This window comes from Amycolatopsis roodepoortensis (genome assembly GCF_024628825.1).
Lineage (GTDB): Bacteria > Actinomycetota > Actinomycetes > Mycobacteriales > Pseudonocardiaceae > Amycolatopsis > Amycolatopsis roodepoortensis.
Genome location: NZ_CP102415.1, coordinates 3,884,769 through 3,903,642, shown reverse-complemented (window position 1 = coordinate 3,903,642; position 18,874 = coordinate 3,884,769). Strand labels below are relative to the sequence as shown.

General features: G+C 70.1%; 26 protein-coding genes. 16 read left to right on the top strand and 10 right to left on the bottom strand.

Translation table 11 applies throughout. The annotated features are described in order from the left end of the window. Nucleotides 1–13: 13 nt before the first annotated feature. The 5 genes from NQK81_RS18180 to NQK81_RS18160 are packed head-to-tail and all read left to right on the top strand — an operon-like array spanning nt 14 to nt 4,353. Nucleotides 14–1,024, top strand: a complete 1,011-nt coding sequence (locus tag NQK81_RS18180) for a GlxA family transcriptional regulator (RefSeq protein ID WP_257489121.1) — start codon at nt 14–16, stop codon at nt 1,022–1,024. Between the two features lie 45 nt (nt 1,025–1,069). Then, the gene (locus tag NQK81_RS18175) at nt 1,070–1,774 is read left to right on the top strand and encodes a lysoplasmalogenase family protein (RefSeq protein WP_257489120.1); all 705 of its coding nucleotides are present in this window, start codon (nt 1,070–1,072) and stop codon (nt 1,772–1,774) included. Between the two features lie 59 nt (nt 1,775–1,833). Continuing rightward, on the top strand, nt 1,834–2,151 hold the full coding sequence (locus NQK81_RS18170) for an ArsR/SmtB family transcription factor (protein ID WP_126735347.1): 318 nt from the start codon (nt 1,834–1,836) through the stop codon (nt 2,149–2,151). Continuing rightward, entirely contained in the window at nt 2,148–2,585 is a 438-nt protein-coding gene (locus NQK81_RS18165; RefSeq protein ID WP_126735198.1) for an SRPBCC family protein, read from the top strand. The genes NQK81_RS18170 and NQK81_RS18165 overlap by 4 nt, the downstream gene beginning before the upstream one ends. A 4-nt stretch (nt 2,586–2,589) precedes the next feature. Next, nucleotides 2,590–4,353, top strand: a complete 1,764-nt coding sequence (locus NQK81_RS18160) for a S9 family peptidase (protein WP_257489119.1) — start codon at nt 2,590–2,592, stop codon at nt 4,351–4,353. On the opposite strand, the gene NQK81_RS18155 is transcribed toward NQK81_RS18160, so the two are convergent. The 5 genes from NQK81_RS18155 to NQK81_RS18135 all read right to left on the bottom strand — a co-directional run bounded on the left by NQK81_RS18155 (nt 4,350) and on the right by NQK81_RS18135 (nt 6,964). Then, the gene (locus tag NQK81_RS18155) at nt 4,350–4,775 is read right to left on the bottom strand and encodes a VOC family protein (RefSeq protein WP_257489118.1); all 426 of its coding nucleotides are present in this window, start codon (nt 4,773–4,775) and stop codon (nt 4,350–4,352) included. The genes NQK81_RS18160 and NQK81_RS18155 overlap by 4 nt on opposite strands. A gap of 56 nt (nt 4,776–4,831) precedes the next feature. Then, entirely contained in the window at nt 4,832–5,455 is a 624-nt protein-coding gene (locus tag NQK81_RS18150; protein ID WP_257489117.1) for a LysE family transporter, read from the bottom strand. A gap of 339 nt (nt 5,456–5,794) precedes the next feature. Further along, nucleotides 5,795–6,130, bottom strand: coding sequence for a thioredoxin (gene trxA / locus NQK81_RS18145; RefSeq protein ID WP_257489116.1), 336 nt, complete (start codon nt 6,128–6,130; stop codon nt 5,795–5,797). Further along, entirely contained in the window at nt 6,131–6,526 is a 396-nt protein-coding gene (locus tag NQK81_RS18140; RefSeq protein ID WP_034304804.1) for a MerR family transcriptional regulator, read from the bottom strand. It abuts the gene before it with no gap. Nucleotides 6,527–6,568: 42 nt separating this feature from the next. Further along, nucleotides 6,569–6,964 (bottom strand): nitroreductase/quinone reductase family protein, encoded by a 396-nt coding sequence (locus NQK81_RS18135; RefSeq protein ID WP_257489115.1) that lies wholly within the window; start codon nt 6,962–6,964, stop codon nt 6,569–6,571. Between the two features lie 27 nt (nt 6,965–6,991). Between NQK81_RS18135 and NQK81_RS18130 the strand changes: the two genes are divergently transcribed. Together NQK81_RS18130 and NQK81_RS18125 are read left to right on the top strand one after the other, a co-directional pair. After that, on the top strand, nt 6,992–7,822 hold the full coding sequence (locus tag NQK81_RS18130; protein ID WP_257489114.1) for an alpha/beta fold hydrolase: 831 nt from the start codon (nt 6,992–6,994) through the stop codon (nt 7,820–7,822). Then, the gene (locus tag NQK81_RS18125) at nt 7,801–8,352 is read left to right on the top strand and encodes a histidine phosphatase family protein (protein WP_257489113.1); all 552 of its coding nucleotides are present in this window, start codon (nt 7,801–7,803) and stop codon (nt 8,350–8,352) included. The genes NQK81_RS18130 and NQK81_RS18125 overlap by 22 nt, the downstream gene beginning before the upstream one ends. A 2-nt stretch (nt 8,353–8,354) precedes the next feature. Here the strand turns inward: NQK81_RS18125 and NQK81_RS18120 are convergent, their stop codons facing one another. The 3 genes from NQK81_RS18120 to NQK81_RS18110 form a co-directional block, all read right to left on the bottom strand. Continuing rightward, nucleotides 8,355–8,825, bottom strand: coding sequence for a hypothetical protein (locus NQK81_RS18120; protein ID WP_257489112.1), 471 nt, complete (start codon nt 8,823–8,825; stop codon nt 8,355–8,357). 55 nt (nt 8,826–8,880) lie between these two features. Then, nucleotides 8,881–9,492 (bottom strand): gamma carbonic anhydrase family protein, encoded by a 612-nt coding sequence (locus NQK81_RS18115; RefSeq protein WP_257489111.1) that lies wholly within the window; start codon nt 9,490–9,492, stop codon nt 8,881–8,883. A 65-nt stretch (nt 9,493–9,557) separates the two neighbouring features. Next, entirely contained in the window at nt 9,558–10,673 is a 1,116-nt protein-coding gene (locus NQK81_RS18110) for a C40 family peptidase (protein WP_257489110.1), read from the bottom strand. 80 nt (nt 10,674–10,753) lie between these two features. Here NQK81_RS18110 and NQK81_RS18105 point away from each other — a divergent pair, with 80 nt between their 5' ends. From NQK81_RS18105 to NQK81_RS18080, 6 genes are all read left to right on the top strand, one after another. Beyond that, a complete protein-coding gene (locus NQK81_RS18105) occupies nt 10,754–11,578 on the top strand; it encodes a biotin--[acetyl-CoA-carboxylase] ligase (RefSeq protein ID WP_257489109.1) in 825 nt (274 codons plus the stop codon). A gap of 97 nt (nt 11,579–11,675) precedes the next feature. Beyond that, the gene (locus NQK81_RS18100; RefSeq protein WP_126735188.1) at nt 11,676–12,251 is read left to right on the top strand and encodes a PH domain-containing protein; all 576 of its coding nucleotides are present in this window, start codon (nt 11,676–11,678) and stop codon (nt 12,249–12,251) included. Continuing rightward, nucleotides 12,251–13,183, top strand: a complete 933-nt coding sequence (locus tag NQK81_RS18095; protein ID WP_126735187.1) for a hydroxymethylglutaryl-CoA lyase — start codon at nt 12,251–12,253, stop codon at nt 13,181–13,183. The genes NQK81_RS18100 and NQK81_RS18095 overlap by 1 nt, the downstream gene beginning before the upstream one ends. Continuing rightward, nucleotides 13,180–13,761 (top strand): GNAT family N-acetyltransferase, encoded by a 582-nt coding sequence (locus NQK81_RS18090; RefSeq protein WP_257489108.1) that lies wholly within the window; start codon nt 13,180–13,182, stop codon nt 13,759–13,761. Before NQK81_RS18095 ends, NQK81_RS18090 begins: the two co-directional genes overlap by 4 nt. Before the next feature lie 69 nt (nt 13,762–13,830). Further along, on the top strand, nt 13,831–14,634 hold the full coding sequence (locus tag NQK81_RS18085; protein WP_257489107.1) for a TNT domain-containing protein: 804 nt from the start codon (nt 13,831–13,833) through the stop codon (nt 14,632–14,634). Beyond that, nucleotides 14,631–14,906 (top strand): hypothetical protein, encoded by a 276-nt coding sequence (locus tag NQK81_RS18080; RefSeq protein WP_037316053.1) that lies wholly within the window; start codon nt 14,631–14,633, stop codon nt 14,904–14,906. Before NQK81_RS18085 ends, NQK81_RS18080 begins: the two co-directional genes overlap by 4 nt. 182 nt (nt 14,907–15,088) lie before the next feature. Here the strand turns inward: NQK81_RS18080 and hisN are convergent, their stop codons facing one another. After that, entirely contained in the window at nt 15,089–15,877 is a 789-nt protein-coding gene (gene hisN / locus NQK81_RS18075) for a histidinol-phosphatase (protein ID WP_371878906.1), read from the bottom strand. A 39-nt stretch (nt 15,878–15,916) separates the two neighbouring features. Here hisN and NQK81_RS18070 point away from each other — a divergent pair, with 39 nt between their 5' ends. From NQK81_RS18070 to NQK81_RS18060, 3 genes are all read left to right on the top strand, one after another. Next, nucleotides 15,917–16,621 (top strand): response regulator transcription factor, encoded by a 705-nt coding sequence (locus NQK81_RS18070; protein WP_034304815.1) that lies wholly within the window; start codon nt 15,917–15,919, stop codon nt 16,619–16,621. A 1-nt stretch (nt 16,622) separates the two neighbouring features. Then, on the top strand, nt 16,623–17,906 hold the full coding sequence (locus tag NQK81_RS18065) for a sensor histidine kinase (protein ID WP_126735183.1): 1,284 nt from the start codon (nt 16,623–16,625) through the stop codon (nt 17,904–17,906). Between the two features lie 63 nt (nt 17,907–17,969). Next, nucleotides 17,970–18,482 (top strand): hypothetical protein, encoded by a 513-nt coding sequence (locus tag NQK81_RS18060; protein ID WP_257489105.1) that lies wholly within the window; start codon nt 17,970–17,972, stop codon nt 18,480–18,482. Here the strand turns inward: NQK81_RS18060 and NQK81_RS18055 are convergent. Next, nucleotides 18,460–18,873 (bottom strand): hypothetical protein, encoded by a 414-nt coding sequence (locus NQK81_RS18055; protein WP_257489104.1) that lies wholly within the window; start codon nt 18,871–18,873, stop codon nt 18,460–18,462. The two genes, NQK81_RS18060 and NQK81_RS18055, sit on opposite strands and share 23 nt — an antisense overlap. Nucleotide 18,874: the final 1 nt, after the last annotated feature.

Genomic DNA, 18,874 nt, shown 5'->3' with positions numbered 1-18,874 from the left:
GACGAGTGGCCCGATGGACGACATGTGCAAGAATCGAGCCATGGGCTTTTTCACGCATCCCGGCCGCCATCGGGTCGCCGTGCTGGTCCGCCACGGAATGCTGGTGATGGAGCTCGGCATCGTCACCCGCCTGTTCGGCACGGCCAAATCCGCCGACGGCGAGCCGCTCTACGAGGTCGTCACCTGCACGCCGGAGCCCGGCCAGGTCCGGACCGACGCCGACGTCACGATCTCGGTCGCGCACGGGCCGGAGGTGCTGGCCGAGGCCGACACCGTGGTCATCCCGGCGTCGTCCACCGAATACGAACCGTCGGGGCACGACCTCACCGAGCCGCTCGCGCGGGCGCTGGAACTGATCCGGCCGGAAGCCAGGATCGCGTCGATCTGCACGGGTGCCTTCGTGCTCGCCGCCGCCGGCCTGCTCGACGGCCGGAAGGCGACCACGCACTGGCGTTCGGCGCTGGACTTCCAGGCGAAGTTCCCGAAGGTCGACCTCGATCCCAACGTGCTCTACACCGACGACGGGAACGTCCTGACCGCGGCGGGCGTCGCGTCCGGCATCGACCTCTGCCTGCACATGATCCGCTGCGACCACGGTGCCGCGATCGCGAACGAGGTCGCGCGCGGAACGGTCGTCTCGCCGCACCGCGAGGGCGGGCAGGCGCAGTTCATCCGGCGGCCGGTGCCGGAGCCGCAGTCCTCCTCGACGGCGGCCGCGCGGGCCTGGGCGCTCGAGAACCTCGACCGGCCGTTGACGTTGCGCGAACTCGCGGCGAAAGAGGCGATGAGCACGAGGACGTTCACGCGGCGGTTCCGCGACGAGGTCGGGATCTCGGCGTTGCAGTGGCTGACCCAGCAGCGGATCGAACGCGCCCGCCAGCTGCTCGAAGAGACCGATCTGCCGGTGGACAAGGTCGCCACCGAAGCGGGTTTCGGCACCGCCGCGTCGCTGCGCCAGCATCTGCAGGCGGCGTTGGGGGTCTCGCCGAGCGCTTATCGGAACACCTTCCGCGAAGCCGTCTGAAATCAGCTGACTGCCTGGTAACTTACCCGGAGATAAGTTCCGGAGGTGGTTGTGAAGGCCCTCAAACTCGCCGAACGGGTGTTGTTCGCCGGTGCCGCGATCGGCACGGTGTACTCCGCGCGGACAGGCAATCGGAAGCTGCGACTCGCGACCAAACCGGCCGCGGTCCCGGTGCTCGCCGCCAGGGTCGCGCGTGCGCGTGGGCTCGCGCCGGGGGAGAAGGGCCTGCTCGTCACCGCGTTGATCGCGGCGGGCGCGGGCGACCACTTCATGGGCAGGTCCGACGAGGACGGCCAGCTGATCAAGGGTGCGACGTCGTTCGGTGTCATGCAGGTGCTGTATTCCGCGCTGTTGTGGCGCCGCGGTGCTCGCCCGCGCGCGGCGACGGCGCCGCCCAGGCTGGCGGCGTGGGCGGCGGCCGCGGTCGCGATGGCGTTGCCGAAGCCCTCTCCGGTCTCTTCGGTGCTCTCGGTCTACGGCGGCTTGCTGAGCACGACGTCGACCCTCGCGGCCGACCCGGTGCTGGCGCCGAAGGCCAAGGTCTCGGGCGGGATGGTGGTCCCGTCGGGTGACCGCCGCACCTGGATCGCGGCCGGCGCGCTGCTGTTCTCCGCGTCGGATCTGGCGATCCTGATCCGCCGGAACTTCGTCACCAGCGAGCGGGTGCGGGCCAACCTCGAAACCTTCGTGCTGACTTCTTACCTCGCGTCGCAGTGGCTGCTCGTCGAAGGCATGACGGCGGAAAGTTAAGTACTTGCTTGACTATCGCCCGACGTGGGCGGATAGTTAAGCATGTGCCTAACCAACGCATGGACCAGGTGTTCAAGGCGCTGTCCGACGGGACGCGCCGCGAAATGATCGAGCGCCTCACCCGGGGACCCGCCTCGGTGGGGGAGCTCGCACAGCCGTTGTCGATGTCGCTGCCCGCCGTGATGCAGCACCTCCAGGTGCTGGAATCCGCCGGGCTCGTCCGGTCGGAGAAGGCGGGGCGCGTCCGCACCTGCCACCTCGAACCGGAGGGGCTGCGGATGGCCGAGGACTGGCTCGGCGGGCAGCGCACCGGCTGGGAACACCGGCTCGATCGCCTTGGCGGCTTTCTGGACACCGACGAAGGGAAAAGGCCATGACCGTCAAACACGCCACTTTCACCCTCGAGCGCGTCTACCCCGTGCCGCCGGAACGCGTTTTCGCCGCCTGGTCGGATCCGGCCGCGAAGGCCGGTTGGATCACCGTGCCCGGCGGCGGGCACTCCCTGGATTTCCGGGTCGGCGGCCGCGAGGTCATCAGCGGCCCCGGCGACGGCAAGCGGCCGGTCTTCGAAGCCCGCTACGAGGACATCGCGGAAAACGAGCGGATCGTCTACGCGGGAAGGCTTTCCGCGGACGACGTCCTGGCGACGGTGTCGGTCACGACGGTCCTGCTCGAAGCCGAGGAGGGCGGCACCCGGTTGACGTTGACCGAGCAGGGCACCTTCCTCGACGGTCACGAAGAGCCGGCGTGGCGGGAACAGGGCACGGCCGACTGGCTCGATGCGCTGGGGAAGGCATTGTCGGCAGTATGAACGCATGCTGACCGCTGAGCTGATCGTCGACAGCCGTGTCCCGTCGAACCCGGCGCTTTCCCCGGACGGGCGGTGGATCGCCTACCAGGTCTCGACCATCGCGAAGGGCGTCCCCGAGATCTGGCTCGCCGCTGTGGACGGCGGCGAGAAGCCGCGAAAGGTGGCTGAAGGTTCCTCGCCTCGGTGGTCGCCGGATTCTCTCCATTTCCTCCGCGACGGGCTGATTCACACGGAGGACGGGCCGCTGTTCGCCTGGCGGAGTGAGATCACCGCGTTCCTGCCGATGCGCGAGCGGATCGTGTTCATCGCCGAAGACGAGACGCCCGCCGCGGAAATCCGGGTCTGGAGCGAGAGTCTCCGTCCGGCACGGCTGCGGAGCTTCGACCCGCGAACCGGTGAGATCACGACACTGGTCGAGGACCACGTGGTCGACGTGGCCCGACGCCAGGACGACGGGGCGCTCGCCGTGGTCACCTGGCCGACGCCCGAACTCGATTCCGGTGGTCTCGAACCTCGGCTTTCCTCGCTGGACCTGGAAACCGGTGAACGTCGTGAGCTAGGCCAGGCGGCGTTCGAAGCCACCTCCCCGGTTTGGTGGCGGGACGAGGGAGGCTGGCACGTCGCGTACCTCGGGAATCCGGAAGTGGTGGGCGGCAGGGCGGTCTTCGACGTTCCTGTGGAGACAGGGGAACATCGCAACCTGACACCGGAATCGGCTTGCCCGGACAAGCTCGCGCAGGTCGATTCCGGTGCTCCTCTGGTGCTCGTGGCCGACGGGCTCGACACGGCCCTCCATCGGCTCGGTGACGGCGAGGTGGCGTTCTGGCGCGGGCATGCCGATGCGCTGGCCTCGAACGGCGAAATCGTGGTCACCGTGCTGAGCACCGCGTATCGGCCCAAGGATGTCCACTGTGGACCCATCGGCGGCCCGCTGAAACGGGTGAGTGAAACGGCGCCGGAGTTCGCCGGGATTTCGTGGGGCTCCCAGGAACGGTTGTCCTACAAGGCGTCCGACGGCCTCGCGTTGGACGGCCTGCTCGTTCTGCCGCCGGGAAAGACTCGGGCCGACGGACCTTTCTCGCTGGTCACGCGGGTTCACGGTGGACCATATGACCGGCACGCGGACGGCTTCATGCTGGGCTGGTTCCCGTCGGCGCAGTGGCTGGCCCTGGCTGGGCACGCCGTCTTCCTGCCGAATCCCCGTGGGGGACAAGGCCACGGGCACGAATTCGCCGCTTCCGTCGCGGGACGGGTAGGCCTGGAGGAATGGAGCGATCTCGAGGCCGGGATCGATCTCCTCATCGCCGAAGGTGTGGCCGATCCGGAGCGGCTCGGGATCGCGGGCGGGAGCCACGGCGGATTCATGACGGCCTGGGCCGTCGGGCAGACCCGCCGGTTCAAGGCGGCGCTGATGGTCGCCGGGATCTGTGACTGGGGAATGCTCGCCGCGACCGGTGAACTCGGTCCGGTGGTGGAAGCCGGGCATGGCGGGAGTATCGGCTGGGAAGGAACGGGACCGCACCGGCACGATCGGCTCAGCCCGATCTCCTACGCGTCGAAGATCGAGACCCCCGTGCTGATCGTGCACGGTGCGGAAGACACGAACGTTCCCTTGTCCCAGGCGGAATTCTTCCACCGCGCACTACGCCACTTCGGCGTCGAACACGACCTCGTCGTTTATCCCGGCGAAGGGCATTCGCTCCGCGGACGTGATCACCAGCTGGATCTGCTTCGCCGCTCTCGCGAGTGGTTCGCGCGGCTGCTCTAGCTTTGCGGTTCGCCAGGGACGTATGTGCCGAAAGTCCATTCGTAGCCCTCGAGATCGTCGACGCGGCAGCGGTAGTTGCCCCATTCGGTGTCTTCCGGTTTCCAGACCGACGTCGCGCCGGCTTCGATGGCGGAGGCGAACACGGCGTCCACGGCTTCCTGCGTCGGAAGGCTCACGTAGAGGCCGTGGCCGACGGTTTCGCCCTTGCGTGCCGGGCGGTCGTAATCCTCCTCCGCGCTGAACACGATGATCCTGACTTCGCCGAGCCGCAGTTCGGAGTGCAGGATCAGGCCTTTGTCGTCGGCGTATTCCGTTGTGGTCTCGAAGCCGAAAGCGCGTTCGAGCCAGCGAAGGGCCTTGGGGGCGTCGCGGTAGGCGAGGTAGGTGTGGAGGTCCGCGGGGCGTTCCTTGGTTTCGGTCATGGGCACAGCCTCGCAACCGACGCGGACAACCACGGTCCTCGATTCGCGACCGTTTCTCACCAGAGCAGTCGCAGCCCGAGCACGGTGATGAGCGCGCTCGACGCCAGCGCGGTCACCAGCCGCCCGCGGCGTCCGGTCAACGCCTTGCCGAGCACGGCACCGCCACCGGCGAGGAACAATTGCCAGCTGGCCGAGGCGGCGAACGCCGCCGCCACGAAGACCACGTGTTCCGCTCCGCTCGCCGCGGCCATGTCCTCGCTGCCGAGTACGAGTGCCGCGAAGTAGACCACCGTCGTCGGGTTCAGCAAGGTGATCCCGAGCAGGCTCAGGTACGCCCTCAGTGGCCCGATCGCGACCGGCTGGGTCACCTCGGCTTTCGCGTGAGCGCGGAAGTTCCGGATCCCGCTGAGTCCGATGTGGACGGCCAGCGCGAGCAGCACCACCACCGACACCCAGCGCAGCGGTACGGCGATCGGCTCGATGAAAGGAACGAGCTTGCCGCCGCCGAGAACCGCGGCCAGCGCGTACAACCCGTCGGCCGTGGCGACGCCGAGCGCGGCGTACGCGCCGATCTTGAGGCCCGATCTCGCCGTCAGCACCACGAGATAGGTCGCGACCGCGCCCACCGGGATGGCGATGCCATACCCGGCGAGCAGGCCCGCGACGAGCGCGGCGCTCACGGCCGGACTGGAGTCGGCCTCCGCCAGGACCCGGCCTGCTGCTGCACCCGCACCCGTCGGACGACGGAGGACGGGGTCAGGAAGGTGCGGGTCGAAGTCATGGGAGAAGGATGCGAACGGACGGCGCCCGACGCAACACAATTACTTCAGCGGTGCGTCGGCTCCCGGTGCTCGTGTCGCGAAAGCCACTTTCAGGACATCAGACGTCGCGAAAGTGGCTTTCGCGACATGCCGCGGGGGCACCGGGAGGCGCCGAGGTTGCGAAAGCCACTTTCGCAACCTTCAACGTTGCGAAAGTGGCTTTCGCAACGCCGACACGGCTGCCTTAACCCTCACCACTCACGAGAGGGCGGGGTGCAGAGCGGCGTCCAAGTCGGCCAGCAGCTTGGCCTTGGGCCGGGCCCCGACGGTCGTCCACACTGGACTCCCGCCCCGGAAAAGGATCAGCGTCGGCAGCGACATGACCTGATAATTCCGGGCCGTGAGCGGGTTTTCGTCGGAGTTGAGCTTGCGGATGAGCAGTGAGCCAGCCCGCTCTTCGGCGATCTGTTCGAGCACCGGCGCGATCATGTGGCACGGCGGGCACCATTGCGCCCAGAAGTCCACCAGGACGGGCGTGTCCTGATCCAGGACGAGCTCTTGGAAGGTTTCGTCGGTGACGACGGAAAGGGACATTCAGGCCTCCTCGTTTCGCGGCGTGACGACGCACGGCCCCGGCGGCGTTTTCAGCGCGCCCGCCAGCTTCGTCAGCAGGCTTTCCCGCACGTCGTTGAGCCGGGCCAGACAGGCGTCCACCTCGGCGAGTTTGCGTTGGTAGACCTCGATCGAATCGGCGCACGAGTCACCGGTCTCGTGCCCGGCGCGCAGGCACTCGACGAACGGCCTGGTGTCTTCGAGGCTGAGCCCGACCGCTTGCAGGGTCAGGATCTCGTTCACCAGGCGGTAGTCGTCCTCGTCGTACTCCCGGTAGCCGTTCGACGCGCGCCGTGCGTCGAGAAGCCCTTGTGACTCATAGAAACGCAGCGCGCGGGTGGTGGTTCCGGTACGCGCGGCGAGTTCGCCGATCCGCATGGAACCGAGCGTAAACCTTGCCCTTGGCGTCAAGGCAAACGTTCAGTCGTCGAGATCGATCCGGATGGTGAGGAGGTTCGTGCCGATCGCCCGCACGGCGGCGCTGTTGACCGTGGGCAGGGTCTTCAGCCGGGCGCGGGCGTCGTCGTCGGGGAGCAGGCGCGCCGTGCCGGTGTGCCACCGCCCCTTGAGCCGGAGCCGGACCCGCGGATCGGCCTGGATGTTGCGGACGTACTGCGACTTCTCGCCGAACTCCGAGACGATCCAGAACGAGCGGCCCACCCGGCGGCCACCGATCGGCGTGCTCCGCGGCAGCCCGGATCTGCGGCCGGTGGTCTCCAGGATCGGCTGGGACGGCAGGCGGCCGAGGATCGGGTTGCCGACGTGGCGCTGAAAGGTCGTAGCCAGGCGGTGCTTGATCTCGTGATAGCGGGACATGGCTCCAGGGTGCCCTACGCTCGGGCCATGGTGAGCGAGTCCGACGTGGACCTGGGGGACGGGACCACGCTTCACACGTACGACACCGGCGGGGCCGGGCCAGTGGTCTTCTGGCACCACGGCACCCCGAACATCGGCGCCCCGCCGGTCCCGCTGTTCACGGCCGCCGAGCGGCTCGGGCTGCGGTGGGTCTCCTACGACCGGCCCGGTTACGGCGGTTCTTCGCCGCGGCCCCGCCGGGATGTCGCGTCGGCGGCGTCGGACGTCGAGAAGATCGCCGACGCCCTGGAGATCGAGCGGTTCGCGGTCTTCGGGCATTCCGGAGGCGGGCCGCACGCCCTCGCCTGCGCGGCCCTGGTGCCGGAACGGGTGTCGGCGCTGGTCTGCGTCGCGAGCCTGGCTCCGTACGACGCCGAAGGGCTGGACTGGTTCGCGGGGATGGGCGCGGCGGGAGCCGCCTCGTTGAGGGCGGCCGCGGCGGGCCGGGCGGAAAAGGAGCGGTACGAGGCGACCGCCGAATACGACGCCGAGATGTTCACCCCGGCGGATCACGCGGCCTTGGCGGGCGACTGGAAGTGGGTGCTCGACGTGGTCGGTCCCGCGGTCGAGGGCGGGCCCGGCGGGCTGATCGACGACGACCTCGCGTACGTCGCCCCTTGGGGGTTCTCGCCGTCCGACGTCCGGGCGCCGGTCCTGCACCTGCACGGTGGCGCGGACCGGATCGTGCCGCCCGCGCACGGCGAATGGCTGGCCCGGCAGTGCGCGACGGCGGAGTCGCGCGTCTTTCCCGAGGACGGGCACGTCTCGGTGCTCCGTCATGGGGAGGCCGCGCTCGAGTGGCTGGCCGAGCGGGCGTGAGCTGCGAGGTCGTCCTGGTCCGGCACGCCGAGTCCGTTCCGCCATCACCGGGGAGGCCCGACGATCCGGAGCGGCCATTGACCGCGGCCGGCGTCGCCGCCGCTGAACTGCTCGCGCACGAACTCGCCGCGATGAACCCGACGGCGGTCGTGTCGAGTCCGTACCGGCGAGCGGTCGCGACGGTCGAGCCCGCGGCCAGGCAGGCCGGGCTCGAAGTCACGACACGCTGGGAACTACGTGAGTGGGACTCGGGCTTGGAGCCGACACCGGACTACGCCGCGCACTACGAGCGATGCTGGGCGGATCCGGATTTCGCGCGTCCGGGCGCGGAGAGCCTGCGGCAGCTGACGGCGCGCGCGATGGCCGCCGTCGATCGGCTCGCGGAGGAGCATGACGGCGGTGTCGTGCTGGTGGGCAGTCACGGGACCTTCGTGTCCCGCCTGCTGGCCGGGATCCGGCCGGGGATCGGCTGGCCGTTCTCCCGGGACATGCCGATGCCCGCCGTCCACCGGCTGCGCCGGCCCCACTAGCGCTACCCATCGCCGAAAGCTGCGCGAAGCGACCTCTCGTAGTCCTGCCGCGAGAACGTCAGATCACCGATGCTGCCGTAATCCCAGTCGCGGTACGTATTACGCAGAGCCGACCAGGTCACCGTGTCCTCGGCGGCCACGATCTTCGCCACCAACGCCCAGCAGTCGTCGATACCGCAAGTGCATCCCAGCAAGAGGTGCTCGTCGTCTTCGACGCCGTGCGGAACGCGATCCGGCACCCCGCCGAGGAGATGCTCGGCGGAAAGCCTCGTCGAGGGAGCGTAATCCCCGGCGAGCAGGGGTGCGGGCTCCGACGGGCATTCCTCGATGCTCTCCTTCTGTTCCGCGAGCGCGCCGGGAAGTTCGGCTTCGCGCACGAGCTCCAGGAACGAAACGCCGTCGATCAGGAACTGAAGCGACGTTTCCCGCCCGGCCGGTCTCGTGGAGATCCTGCGGAACTCGATCGAACGCATGGGCGCCACGGTAACCGCCGGTGCCGGGGCCCAAGGGTGGCTTGGCCGGTTGAGGTCAGAGCACGACGTCGTCTCGATGGGCACCGAGCTCGGCCGAGCGGGTTTCGGTGGCGTGTTCGGCGCGCCGGATCCGGTCGGTCCAGGTCGCCGTGGCCCCGAACGCGGTTTCGGCGAAGCCCACGTCGCGGATGGCGTCGGGCAAGGCCGGGTCGCCGGCGGCGAGCAGCCGGACCGGGTCGCCCAGCGCGACCGTGAAGGGCGGCACGAAGTACTCGGCCGGGGTCTCGGTGCGCGCGTGCACCAGGGCACCGACCGCGACGGTGGTGCCCTCGCCGAGCCGCGCGGTCTGCAGCACGGTCACCGCTGTCGCCAGGTAGGAGCACCGGCCGACCGTGCACCCCAGCAAGGTCGCGTGTGGGCCGACGAGTACGTGATCGCCGACGTCGACCGGTTGCGGTCCGGCCACCGCGGACGCGCGGAGCACGGCGTGCTCGCCGATGATGCTGTATTCGCCGACCGTCACCCGCGAGCCTTCGGCGTCCAGCACGGCGCCCGACAGAACACGGGCGTGGGCGGCCACTTCCACGTCCCCGATGAGGGTCGCGGTCGGTGCGACGTAGGCGTCGGCGTGTACCCGGGGCTCCCGGTCACGATGTCGAATGCGCATGTCCGGACGCTACGAAAGGATCACCGGCGTGGCTGGCGGTTTTCCGACATGGCGTCCGGCGCGGCCTAATTCGCGGGCCGTCCCGCGCCGGTGTAGTCGTCGCCCTTCGAGTGATACGTGTGGATCTGGATCGCCTGGCCCTGGGTGGGCGCGTTGATCATCAGCCCGTTCCCGAGGTACAGCCCGACATGGTGGATCCGCGTCGCCGGGTTCCCGTAGAACACGAGGTCGCCGAGTTTCGGCTCGCCGGAGACCTGCGGCAGCGCCCGGAACTGGCTGTCCGCGGTCCGGGGGAGCGAGATCCCGGCTTCGTCGTAGGACTTCTTGGTCAGCCCGGAGCAGTCGAAGCCCGCCGCGCCCGCCTCCGGGCCGTTGCCGCCCCACACGTACGGGAGGCCCAGCTGGCCGAGGGCGAACCGGGTCGCCTTCACGGCGGGGCTGCCGGCCCGCGCCGGGTCGAGGGACAGGGTCGCGTACAGCTGGGCGTTGCCGAGCACGCGCTGGCGGAACAGTTCGGCGTCGTTGCCCTTGCCGCCCTGGTAGCCGGCGATGGCCTTCCACCAGCCGTTGCCGCCGCCGAGGTCGGCCCCGGAGGCGCACAGGGCGCGGCCGGCGGCGACCGACGCGGAGTCGGGATCGGTGATCGCGGGTTTCGCGATACCGGGGATCGACGCGCCGTGCTTCTTCCACTGCTGCGCCGACAGGCCGAGCGGGTTGTCGCCGCCGCGTCCGTGGTTCGAGCTCGCCGCGCCGATCCCGGCGAGGGTGACCCAGGACAGGTGACAGTTCGGCTGCTCGCCGCGCAGCGCCAGTTCGCCGTTCGCGTATCCCATGAGCGACTTCGCCGGGATGTCGAGCGCCCCGGCGAGCTTGCCGGCCCACTCTTCGAGCGGCCGGGCGCCCTTCGGCGTCTCCTGCGCCTTCACCGGCGCGCTGACTTCGAGCACCGACGGACCCGCGCCGCCGCCGACGGTGGCCGGATCCTGCTTGGCGGCGGGAACGGGGATCGGCTGGCGCCCGTCGGCCGGGGCGGGATCGTTGCCGCCCGCGAGCAGCCAGCCCGCCGTCGCGAGCCCCGCGACCAGGGGGAGGGCGACCAGGCCGCGCATCGCCACGCCGTGCGCCCACGACTTCTTCCGGCTGGTTTCGGGCGCGCTCGGGGCCGGGTCGGGCTCAGTCACGCCGTCCAGGTTATTGGAGACCACCTCTGCGTAACGAGCGAACGCCTTGCACGTTAGGGGGACTCTCATATTCTGGACGAATGAGTGAGACGGGAGCGCTCGACGCCGGGCGCCTGAGTGCCACGCTGTCCGGCCGGTACGCCGCGATCCAGGTCGTGGAGAGCACCGGGTCCACCAACGCCGACCTGCGGGAAGCCGCCGCGAAGGGCGCCGAAGACCGCACCGTGCTGATCGCCGAAGAGCAGACGGCCGGGGTCGGCCGCCGCGCGCGGCAGTGGGCGTCGCCGAAGGGATCGGGCCTCTACGTCAGTGTCCTGCTGCGTCCCGGCGGCGTCCCGTTCGCCAATTTGGGTTCACTTTCCGTGGTCGCGGGCCTCGCGGTCCGGGAGGTCGCCGCGGGCATCGGCGTCGACGCCGTCCTCAAGTGGCCGAACGACGTCCTCGCCGGCCCCGAGCGCGCCAAATGCGCGGGCATCCTGGCCGAGGCCGTCGCCGGTGACGAGACCACCGTGATCCTCGGCATCGGCCTGAACGTGCTGCCGCTCGGCGAGAACGTCCCGGCCGGGCCCGGCGGCCTGCCCGCGACCTCGCTGGCCGAGCAGGGCGCGACGGAGACCGATCGCGCCGAGATCGCCTCGCGGCTGCTCACCGGTTTCGACGAGCTCGAACGCCGCTGGCGGCTCGCCGGCGGGTCGCTGGCCGAGGCCGGGCTGCTCGGGGACTACCGGCGGTACTGCGCCACGCTGGGCCAGGACGTCGAGGTCCAGCTGCCCGACGGCTCGGCGCTGACCGGGCGCGCCGCCGACATCGATCCCGCGGGCCAGCTCCAGGTCGACGTTCCGGGGGGTGAGCGGTACACGGTGTTCGCCGGCGACGTCGTCCACGTTCGGCCCGCCGAGGCCTGATCCGTGCGTCTCGATTTCCGGCGTCTCCTCTTCCGCGGGGACCGTTCGCCGGTACGGTGAGCTCACCAGCGCCGAACACACTTTGGGAGCGTCCGTCGTGGCCTATCCGGACGATTTGCTCAGCGAAAACGAGCACGTCGTGGTGCACAGTCACCCGCATTTCAAGATGCTGATCTTCCCGTTCCTCGCGCTGATCGTGACGCTCGGCGTGGGCATTTGGCTGGCCGTCGTCGCGAAGGACGCGACGGCCCCGTGGGACCTGATCTCCGAGATCGCGATCGCCGCGGTCGGGCTCGGTCTCGTCGTGTGGCTCTTCCTGGCGCCGTTCGTCCGCTGGCGCACGACGCATTTCATCGTGACCACGGACCGGCTGATCGCCCGTGAAGGCGTGCTCAAGCGGACCGGGATCGACATCCCGCTGTCGCGGATCAACAGCGTCCAGTTCGAGCACGGGCTGCTGGACCGCGTGTTCGGCTGCGGCACGCTGGTGATCGAGTCCGCTTCGGACGAACCGCTGAAGTTCGACGACATCCCCAAGGTCGAGCGGGTGCACACGGTCATCTACCGCGAAGTCAACGACAACCCGTACGACGACTTCGCGCCGGGTGCGCCGCAGCAGACCGAGCCGCTTCCGCCGCAGGGGCACCCGCCGCGCGGAAACCGGCGCCGCTGATGGGCACGCGAGAGCTGGGGCTGCCCGACCGCGTTCCGTCGGCCGACGCGCTGCCGGAGCGGGTGACGATCTGGGAGGTCGGCCCGCGTGACGGTCTCCAGAACGAGAAGTCGATCGTCCCGGTCGAGGTCAAACTGGAGTTCCTGGACAAACTCGCCGCCGCCGGGCTGACCACGCTCGAAGCGACCAGTTTCGTGAGCCCGAAGTGGGTGCCGCAGCTGGCCGACGCCGAGCAGCTCCTGGCCGGGCTCGAAAAGCGCGAAGGCGTCCGGTATCCGGTGCTCGTCCCGAACGAGCGCGGGCTGGACAGGGCGCTGGAGGCCGGGGTCTCGCATATCGCGATCTTCGCCAGCGCCACCGAAACCTTCGCCAAGAAGAATCTCAACTCGACGGTGGACGACCAGTTCGCGATGTTCGAGCCGGTCGTCACCAGGGCGCGGGCCGAAGGTCTCGACGTCCGCGGGTACGTGTCGATGTGCTTCGGCGACCCGTGGGAGGGCGCCGTCCCGGCCGCGCAGGTCGCCGGGGTGGGTAAGCGGCTTCTCGACCTCGGCTGCTCGCAGCTCTCGCTCGGCGACACCATCGGCGTCGCCACCGCGGGCCAGGTCGAGGCACTGATCGGGCAGTTCGCCGACGTCGGCACCCTGGCCGTCCATTTCCACGACACCTACGGCCAGGCGCTGGCGAACACGCTCGCCGCCCTTCGCTGCGGCGTGTCCACTGTGGACTCCTCGGCCGGCGGGCTCGGCGGCTGCCCGTACGCCGAATCGGCCACCGGGAACCTCGCCACCGAAGACCTCGTGTGGATGCTCGACGGTCTCGGCGTCGAAACCGGTGTCGATCTCGACGCGCTGGTGGCGACGAGCAAGTGGATGGCAGGGAAGCTGGGCAGGCCGAGCCCGTCCCGGGTGGTCAACGCGCTCGCGGGATGAGGTTCGCCGAACTCACGGACGAGACCTGGCCGCTGTTCGAGCGGCTGTTCGGGCCCGGAGGTGTGCAGGGCGGCTGCTGGTGTGCCTTCTTCCGGCTGACGGGACCCGCGTTCAAACAGGCGGGCACGGACGGCCGCAAAGCGCACGTCCGTGCCGAAGTCGCCGCCGGGAAACCGTTGGGGCTGCTGGCCTTGGCCGACGACGAACCGCTCGGCTGGGTCGCCGTCTCGCCCCGGCCGGACAACCCGCGGCTGGAGAGGTCGCCGGTCGCGGCGTCGGCGGGAGACCACGCCGGGGTCTGGTCGGTGACGTGCTTCTACGTCGGCCGGAAGAGCCGTCGCCAAGGGCTTTCGGCCGCCCTGCTGCGGGCGGCGGTCGACTACGCGGCCGAGCGTGGGGCGCGCGTCGTCGAGGGTTACCCCGTCGAGGTACTGGGGAAGCGACCGGGTGCGGATCTGTACCACGGCACGGTGAGCATGTTCGCGAAGGCGGGTTTCGACCTCGTCGAATGCCGTCCGCCCGCGCGGGCCTTGATGCGCTTTCGGGTATCCGCCGACGAGAACGCCGGACGGCGCTAAGGTCGTGACGCGTCCTGTCCGCTGCCTCCCCCGTTCACCGGTGGGGTCCGAATCCTTGGGGGAGGTGCGGTGACCGATCCGAGCGAGGCCGGAACGGGCCCGATCCGGCTGCCTGCCGAGTACGACGCCCCGACCCCGCCGCACGGGGTGCGTGCCGCGTACGCGCCTTCGCCGTGGCCGCCCGCGGTGGCGCCGCTGCGCGTGCCGTTCCCTCCGCCCCAGCCCGCCGCTCCACCTCCGATGGGGGCCTTGCGGACCGAGCGGGAGAGCGTGATCGCGCTGTTCCTCGTGCACATGTTCCCCATCGGGCATCTACCGGTGGCGATGGGGAAACCCGCGCGCCAATTGCCGCTCCCCGAGGGCGGTTCCGGCCCGCAGGATCATCCCGAGGCGGACGTGCTCGACGACCTGGACGCGTTGTCCCACGTCAGCAGCGGTTTCCGGCGCTCGCCGACGGCTCCGGGCGTCGCGCCCCCGGCCGAGTTGACCAGGGGCCACGATCCGTGGGGCGGAATGTCCGAAGAGGACTGGAAAGCGCGTTTCGTGACTGAGACCGGTTTCCTGTGGCCCGACGACGCCGTTCCGGCGAGGCCGGTGATGCTCGAGGTGGGCACCCACCTCGACCGCTTCGGGGATCAGCACGGCCGGGTGTTCGCCGAGGACGCGACCTTGTTTTCGATGCGCTCGCTGCCACCCGATCAGGTCACCTCGTACCGGCGTTACCGCGTCGCGCGGGCACTGCCGGCCTGGCGCTCGGTGACCGCGGGATGGTTCGGCCAGCCCGGCGGCGGGGTGTGCTTCCGCACGGTGCTGGGCGCCGATGAACTCGTCACGCTGGGCTTCCTGGCGGACGTCACGGGGGAGGTTCGGTGAACACGGGGACGATCCTGCGGTGGCTGGCCGCGTTGGGTGTGCCGCCCGAAGTGGTGTCGGTCGGCGCGGAGACGGACAACGCGTGGTGCCTCATGCGCACCGAGGAGGAAGGCGCCGAACCGGCCTGGGAGGTCTTCTGGCGCGAGCAGGGAAACCGGTACGACTGGGCGCGGTTCACCAGCGAACAGGTCGCCTGCCATTACCTCTTCGGGCGTCTCGCGTGGTCGCAGGTCGCGCGCGGTGCCGTCGGCCTGCTGCCTGGGGCGCAGTGACCCGTCTTGGCCGAGGCGTTGCGAAAGCCACTTTCGCAACGTTGAAGGTTGCGAAAGTGGCTTTCGCAACCTGCGCTCCCTTTGGAGCACCTTCCCAGCCAGCCCGGCAGCCCCGGTGTCGCGAAAGCCACTTTCGCGACGTCTGATGTCCCGAAAGTGGCTTTCGCGACACGCCACGCGCGTCAGCGCTTCAGGATCGCCAAGACCTCGTCGTGCAGCAGACCGTTCGTCGAAAGCGCCGAGCCGTTGTCGTAGCGCGCTTCGCCGTTCAGGTCGCTGAACCGGCCACCGGCTTCGGTGATCAGCACCTGCGCCGCGGCGACGTCCCACGGGTTCACGATGCATTCCGCGGTGACGTCGAGCGCGCCCTCGGCCACCAGGCAGTGGTGCCAGAAGTCGCCGAACGCGCGGCTTTCCCAGCAGGCGTTCACGAGGTCGAGGTACTTCTCGCGGGAGTGGTACTCCACCCACGAGTTCAGGTCCGTTGTGGACAGATACGCGTCTTCGAGCGACGCGACCTTCGACACCGAGATGCGGCGTGCCCCGGCGGAGTCGCTCATCCAGGCGCCGTCGCCGTCGGCGGCCCACCAGCGGCGGCCGAGCAGCGGCGCGCTGATCATGCCCACCACGGGCGTGCCGTCTTCGACCAGCGCGATCAGCGTCGCCCAGACCGGGACCCCGCGCAGGAAGTTCTTGGTCCCGTCGATCGGGTCGAGCACCCAGGCGCGGCCGGTCGCCGCGGTGCCGCCGCGTTCCTCGCCGAGCACCGCGTCGTCGGGCCGGTCCGCGGCGAGGATCGCGCGGATGGCGTCCTCGACGGCGGTGTCCGCGTCGGTGACCGGTGTCCGGTCCGGTTTGTGTTCCACCGCGAGGTCGAGCGCGCGGAACCGGGCGGTGGTGATGGCGTCGGCGGCGTCGGCCAGCCGGGTGGCGAGTTCCAGATCATTCTCGTAGCCAGGCACGGTGACGATGGTTTCACGCCCGGCAGTCGTAGAGTTGGCCAGGTGAGCATGGTGCTACTCGCCGAGGACGACCCGGCCATCGCCGATCCGCTTTCCCGCGCACTCCAGCGGGAGGGGTACGACGTGCGGGTCGTCGGCGACGGGCCCGCCGCCCTCGACGCGACCGAGAGCGACCGGGTGGACCTGCTGGTCCTCGATCTCGGCCTCCCCGGGATGGACGGCCTCGAAGTGTGCCGCCGCCTGCGCGCCAGCGGCACCGAGGTGCCGGTGCTGATGCTCACCGCGCGGACCGACGAGGTCGACTTCGTGGTCGGGCTCGACGCCGGCGCCGACGACTACGTCGCCAAGCCGTTCCGGCTGGCCGAACTGCTGGCCCGCATCCGTGCGCTGCTCCGCCGCCGGGCGCCCGACGTGCTCGAAGCCGGGGGAGTGCGGATGGACCTCGGCGCCCGGATGGTCACCGTGGACCTGCACGAGGTGCAGCTGGCGAACAAGGAATTCGAGCTGCTCCGCGTACTGATGAGCCGCGCGGGCCAGGTGGTCAGCCGCGACGAGATCCTCGCCGAGGTGTGGAACGACCTCGAATCGAAGACCTCGAAGACGCTCGACATGCACATGTCGTGGCTCAGGCGGAAACTCGCGATCGCGGCCGACGAAGCCGCGGGCAGGGCGGGCAAACCCGGCGGGAACGGCGACGGCGAACGGCGGATCGCCACGGTCCGCGGCGTCGGCTTCCGCTTCAACGCGGAATAGCATGCGCCGCCGCATCCTCCTGGCGATCCTGCTCGCCGTCGCGGTCACCGCGGCGGTGCTGGGCATCCCGCTGGGGATCACCGCGTGGCAGCTGGTCGAGAACCTCAACCGGGAGAACCTCGCCTCTTCGGCACGCGGGATCGCGGCGACGCTGGACAACGAGATCGCCGTCGGCCAGCCGATCAACCTCGACCTGGTCCGCGTGGGCGTCCCGCAGGGCGGGCTGCTGACCGTCCGCGCCCAGGGGCAGATCGAGAAACGCTACGGCTCCGACCCGGGTTCCGACGTGGTGTCCGAGAAGGCGCCGATCGCGTTGCACGGCGAGGTCGAGCTGGCCGTGCCCGCCGGGCCGATGCGCACGCGCCAGACCCAGGTCACCCTGCTGGTGGTGCTGCTGGTCGTGCTGTCGGTGGGCACCGGCACGGTGGTCGCGACGGTGACCGCGCGAAGGCTCGCGAAACCGCTGAGACACGTCGCGGATCGCGCGGTCAAACTCGGCGGCGGCGATTTCCGGCCGGATCCCAAACGCTACGGCGTCGGTGAACTCGACATGGTCGCCGAGGCGCTCGACGCGTCCGGTTCGGCGCTCGCGCAGCTCGTCCAGCGCGAACGACAGCTCGTCGGCGACGTCTCCCATCAGCTGCGGAGCAGGCTGACCGCGTTGCAGCTGCGGCTAGAACCGCTCACCATCCACTCCGACCAGGACGTCGTCGACGAGGCGAAGGCCGCGCAAGAACAGGCCGACCGGCTCGCCGAGGCCCTCGACGAACTGCTGGCCGCCGCACGCGCGGCACGCGAGGTCGGCGCGGAACCGGTGAACCTGCAGGAAGTGCTTCCCGAAGTCTCCGAAGAGTGGCGACAGCTGCTTCGCGCCGAAGGCAGGCATCTGCGGATCCGCGTCACCGACGGGCTGAGGGCGAGGGCGACACCGGGCCGGTTGCGTGAGGTCGTCGGCGTCCTGCTCGACAACGCGCTGCGCCACGGCGCGGGAACGGTGACGCTCGCCGCTCGGCGCGGCGACACGGAAGGCACCGTCGTCGTCGAGGTCGCCGACACCGGATCGGGAGTGCCCGACGAACTCGCGCCGCATATCTTCGAACGCGGTTTCTCCGGCGGCGGGTCGACCGGTGTCGGGCTCGCGCTCGCCCGCGCGCTCATCGAGGCAGACGGCGGCAGGCTGGAGCTGTCGAGCAAGCAGCCCGCGGTGTTCAGCCTCTTCCTGAAGGTGCCCCGGCCGGGCGACGTGGCCGAGGTGCGCTGGCCTGCCGAGCGGGTCCCGCGCTAAGACCTCCCCAAGGACGTCCCGATCGGGCAAGCCCACGGAAGCGCGCCGACCTACCTTCGAGGGGTGCGTGCGACGGCGTTCCGGTACCACCCGCCGGTGAGTCCGGTGGCCGCGGCGACCCTGGAGATCGGCAAGGTGGCGGTCACCGTGGGGTTGTCCTTCGACGGTGCGCTGTACGCGTGCCGCCGCCCGCCCGGTGTGTTGGAGCGGATGGAGGCGGAAGCCTTGGATCTGTTGTCGAAAGGGCTGTTCGTCAGCGGGATCGACACCCCGGTCGCGACCGTGACCGGGGCGGCGGGACACCGGTTCGTCCAGCAGAGCGCCGAATTCCGGCCGCCGGACGCCCGGCTCTACCGGGGTATGTGCGGCGTCGGCGCCAGCCGGAACGGGCTGACCCTGACCGGCATCCTCGGCTACCGCCTCGAAGTCCGCGCGGGATGGGCGAAGCGGGCCGGTGAATGCGGCCTGCCCGAGACGGCCGCCGAATGGTGTGAGCTCTTCGGCGGGCAGCTCTCGTCCATCGGCGGGGTGGTCCTGCGGCGGTCCTCGGTGCTCAGTCTCGGTACTCCGCCGTGACCGTGACGACGAACGCCGCCCGGGCGGGCAGGCCGAGGCCCGCCCACAGCCCGGTCGGATCGGTTCGCGCGAGCGCCATCCGCGCCTGCTGGTCGCCGACCATGAGGAACTCCGTCCCGAGCAGGATCCGCAGCGAGCGGTCGAGCAGGGTGTGCTCGTCCCGGACCTTGTCGGCCTGCGCGGTGACCAAATAGGACAGTTCGCACCGCTGCCCCCGCACGGCGCCGGTTTCCGGGCCGGCGCCGTGCAGGGCGAAGAGGAACAGATCGACGCTCGACACCCGCGTCTCGGTCTGCCAGGTGGGTTTCGGCGGATCCAGCCGGACCACCGTCCCCTCCGGCAGATGGGGCGCGATGAGCAGGCACAACGCCTCGTCGACCTGGCTGATCACG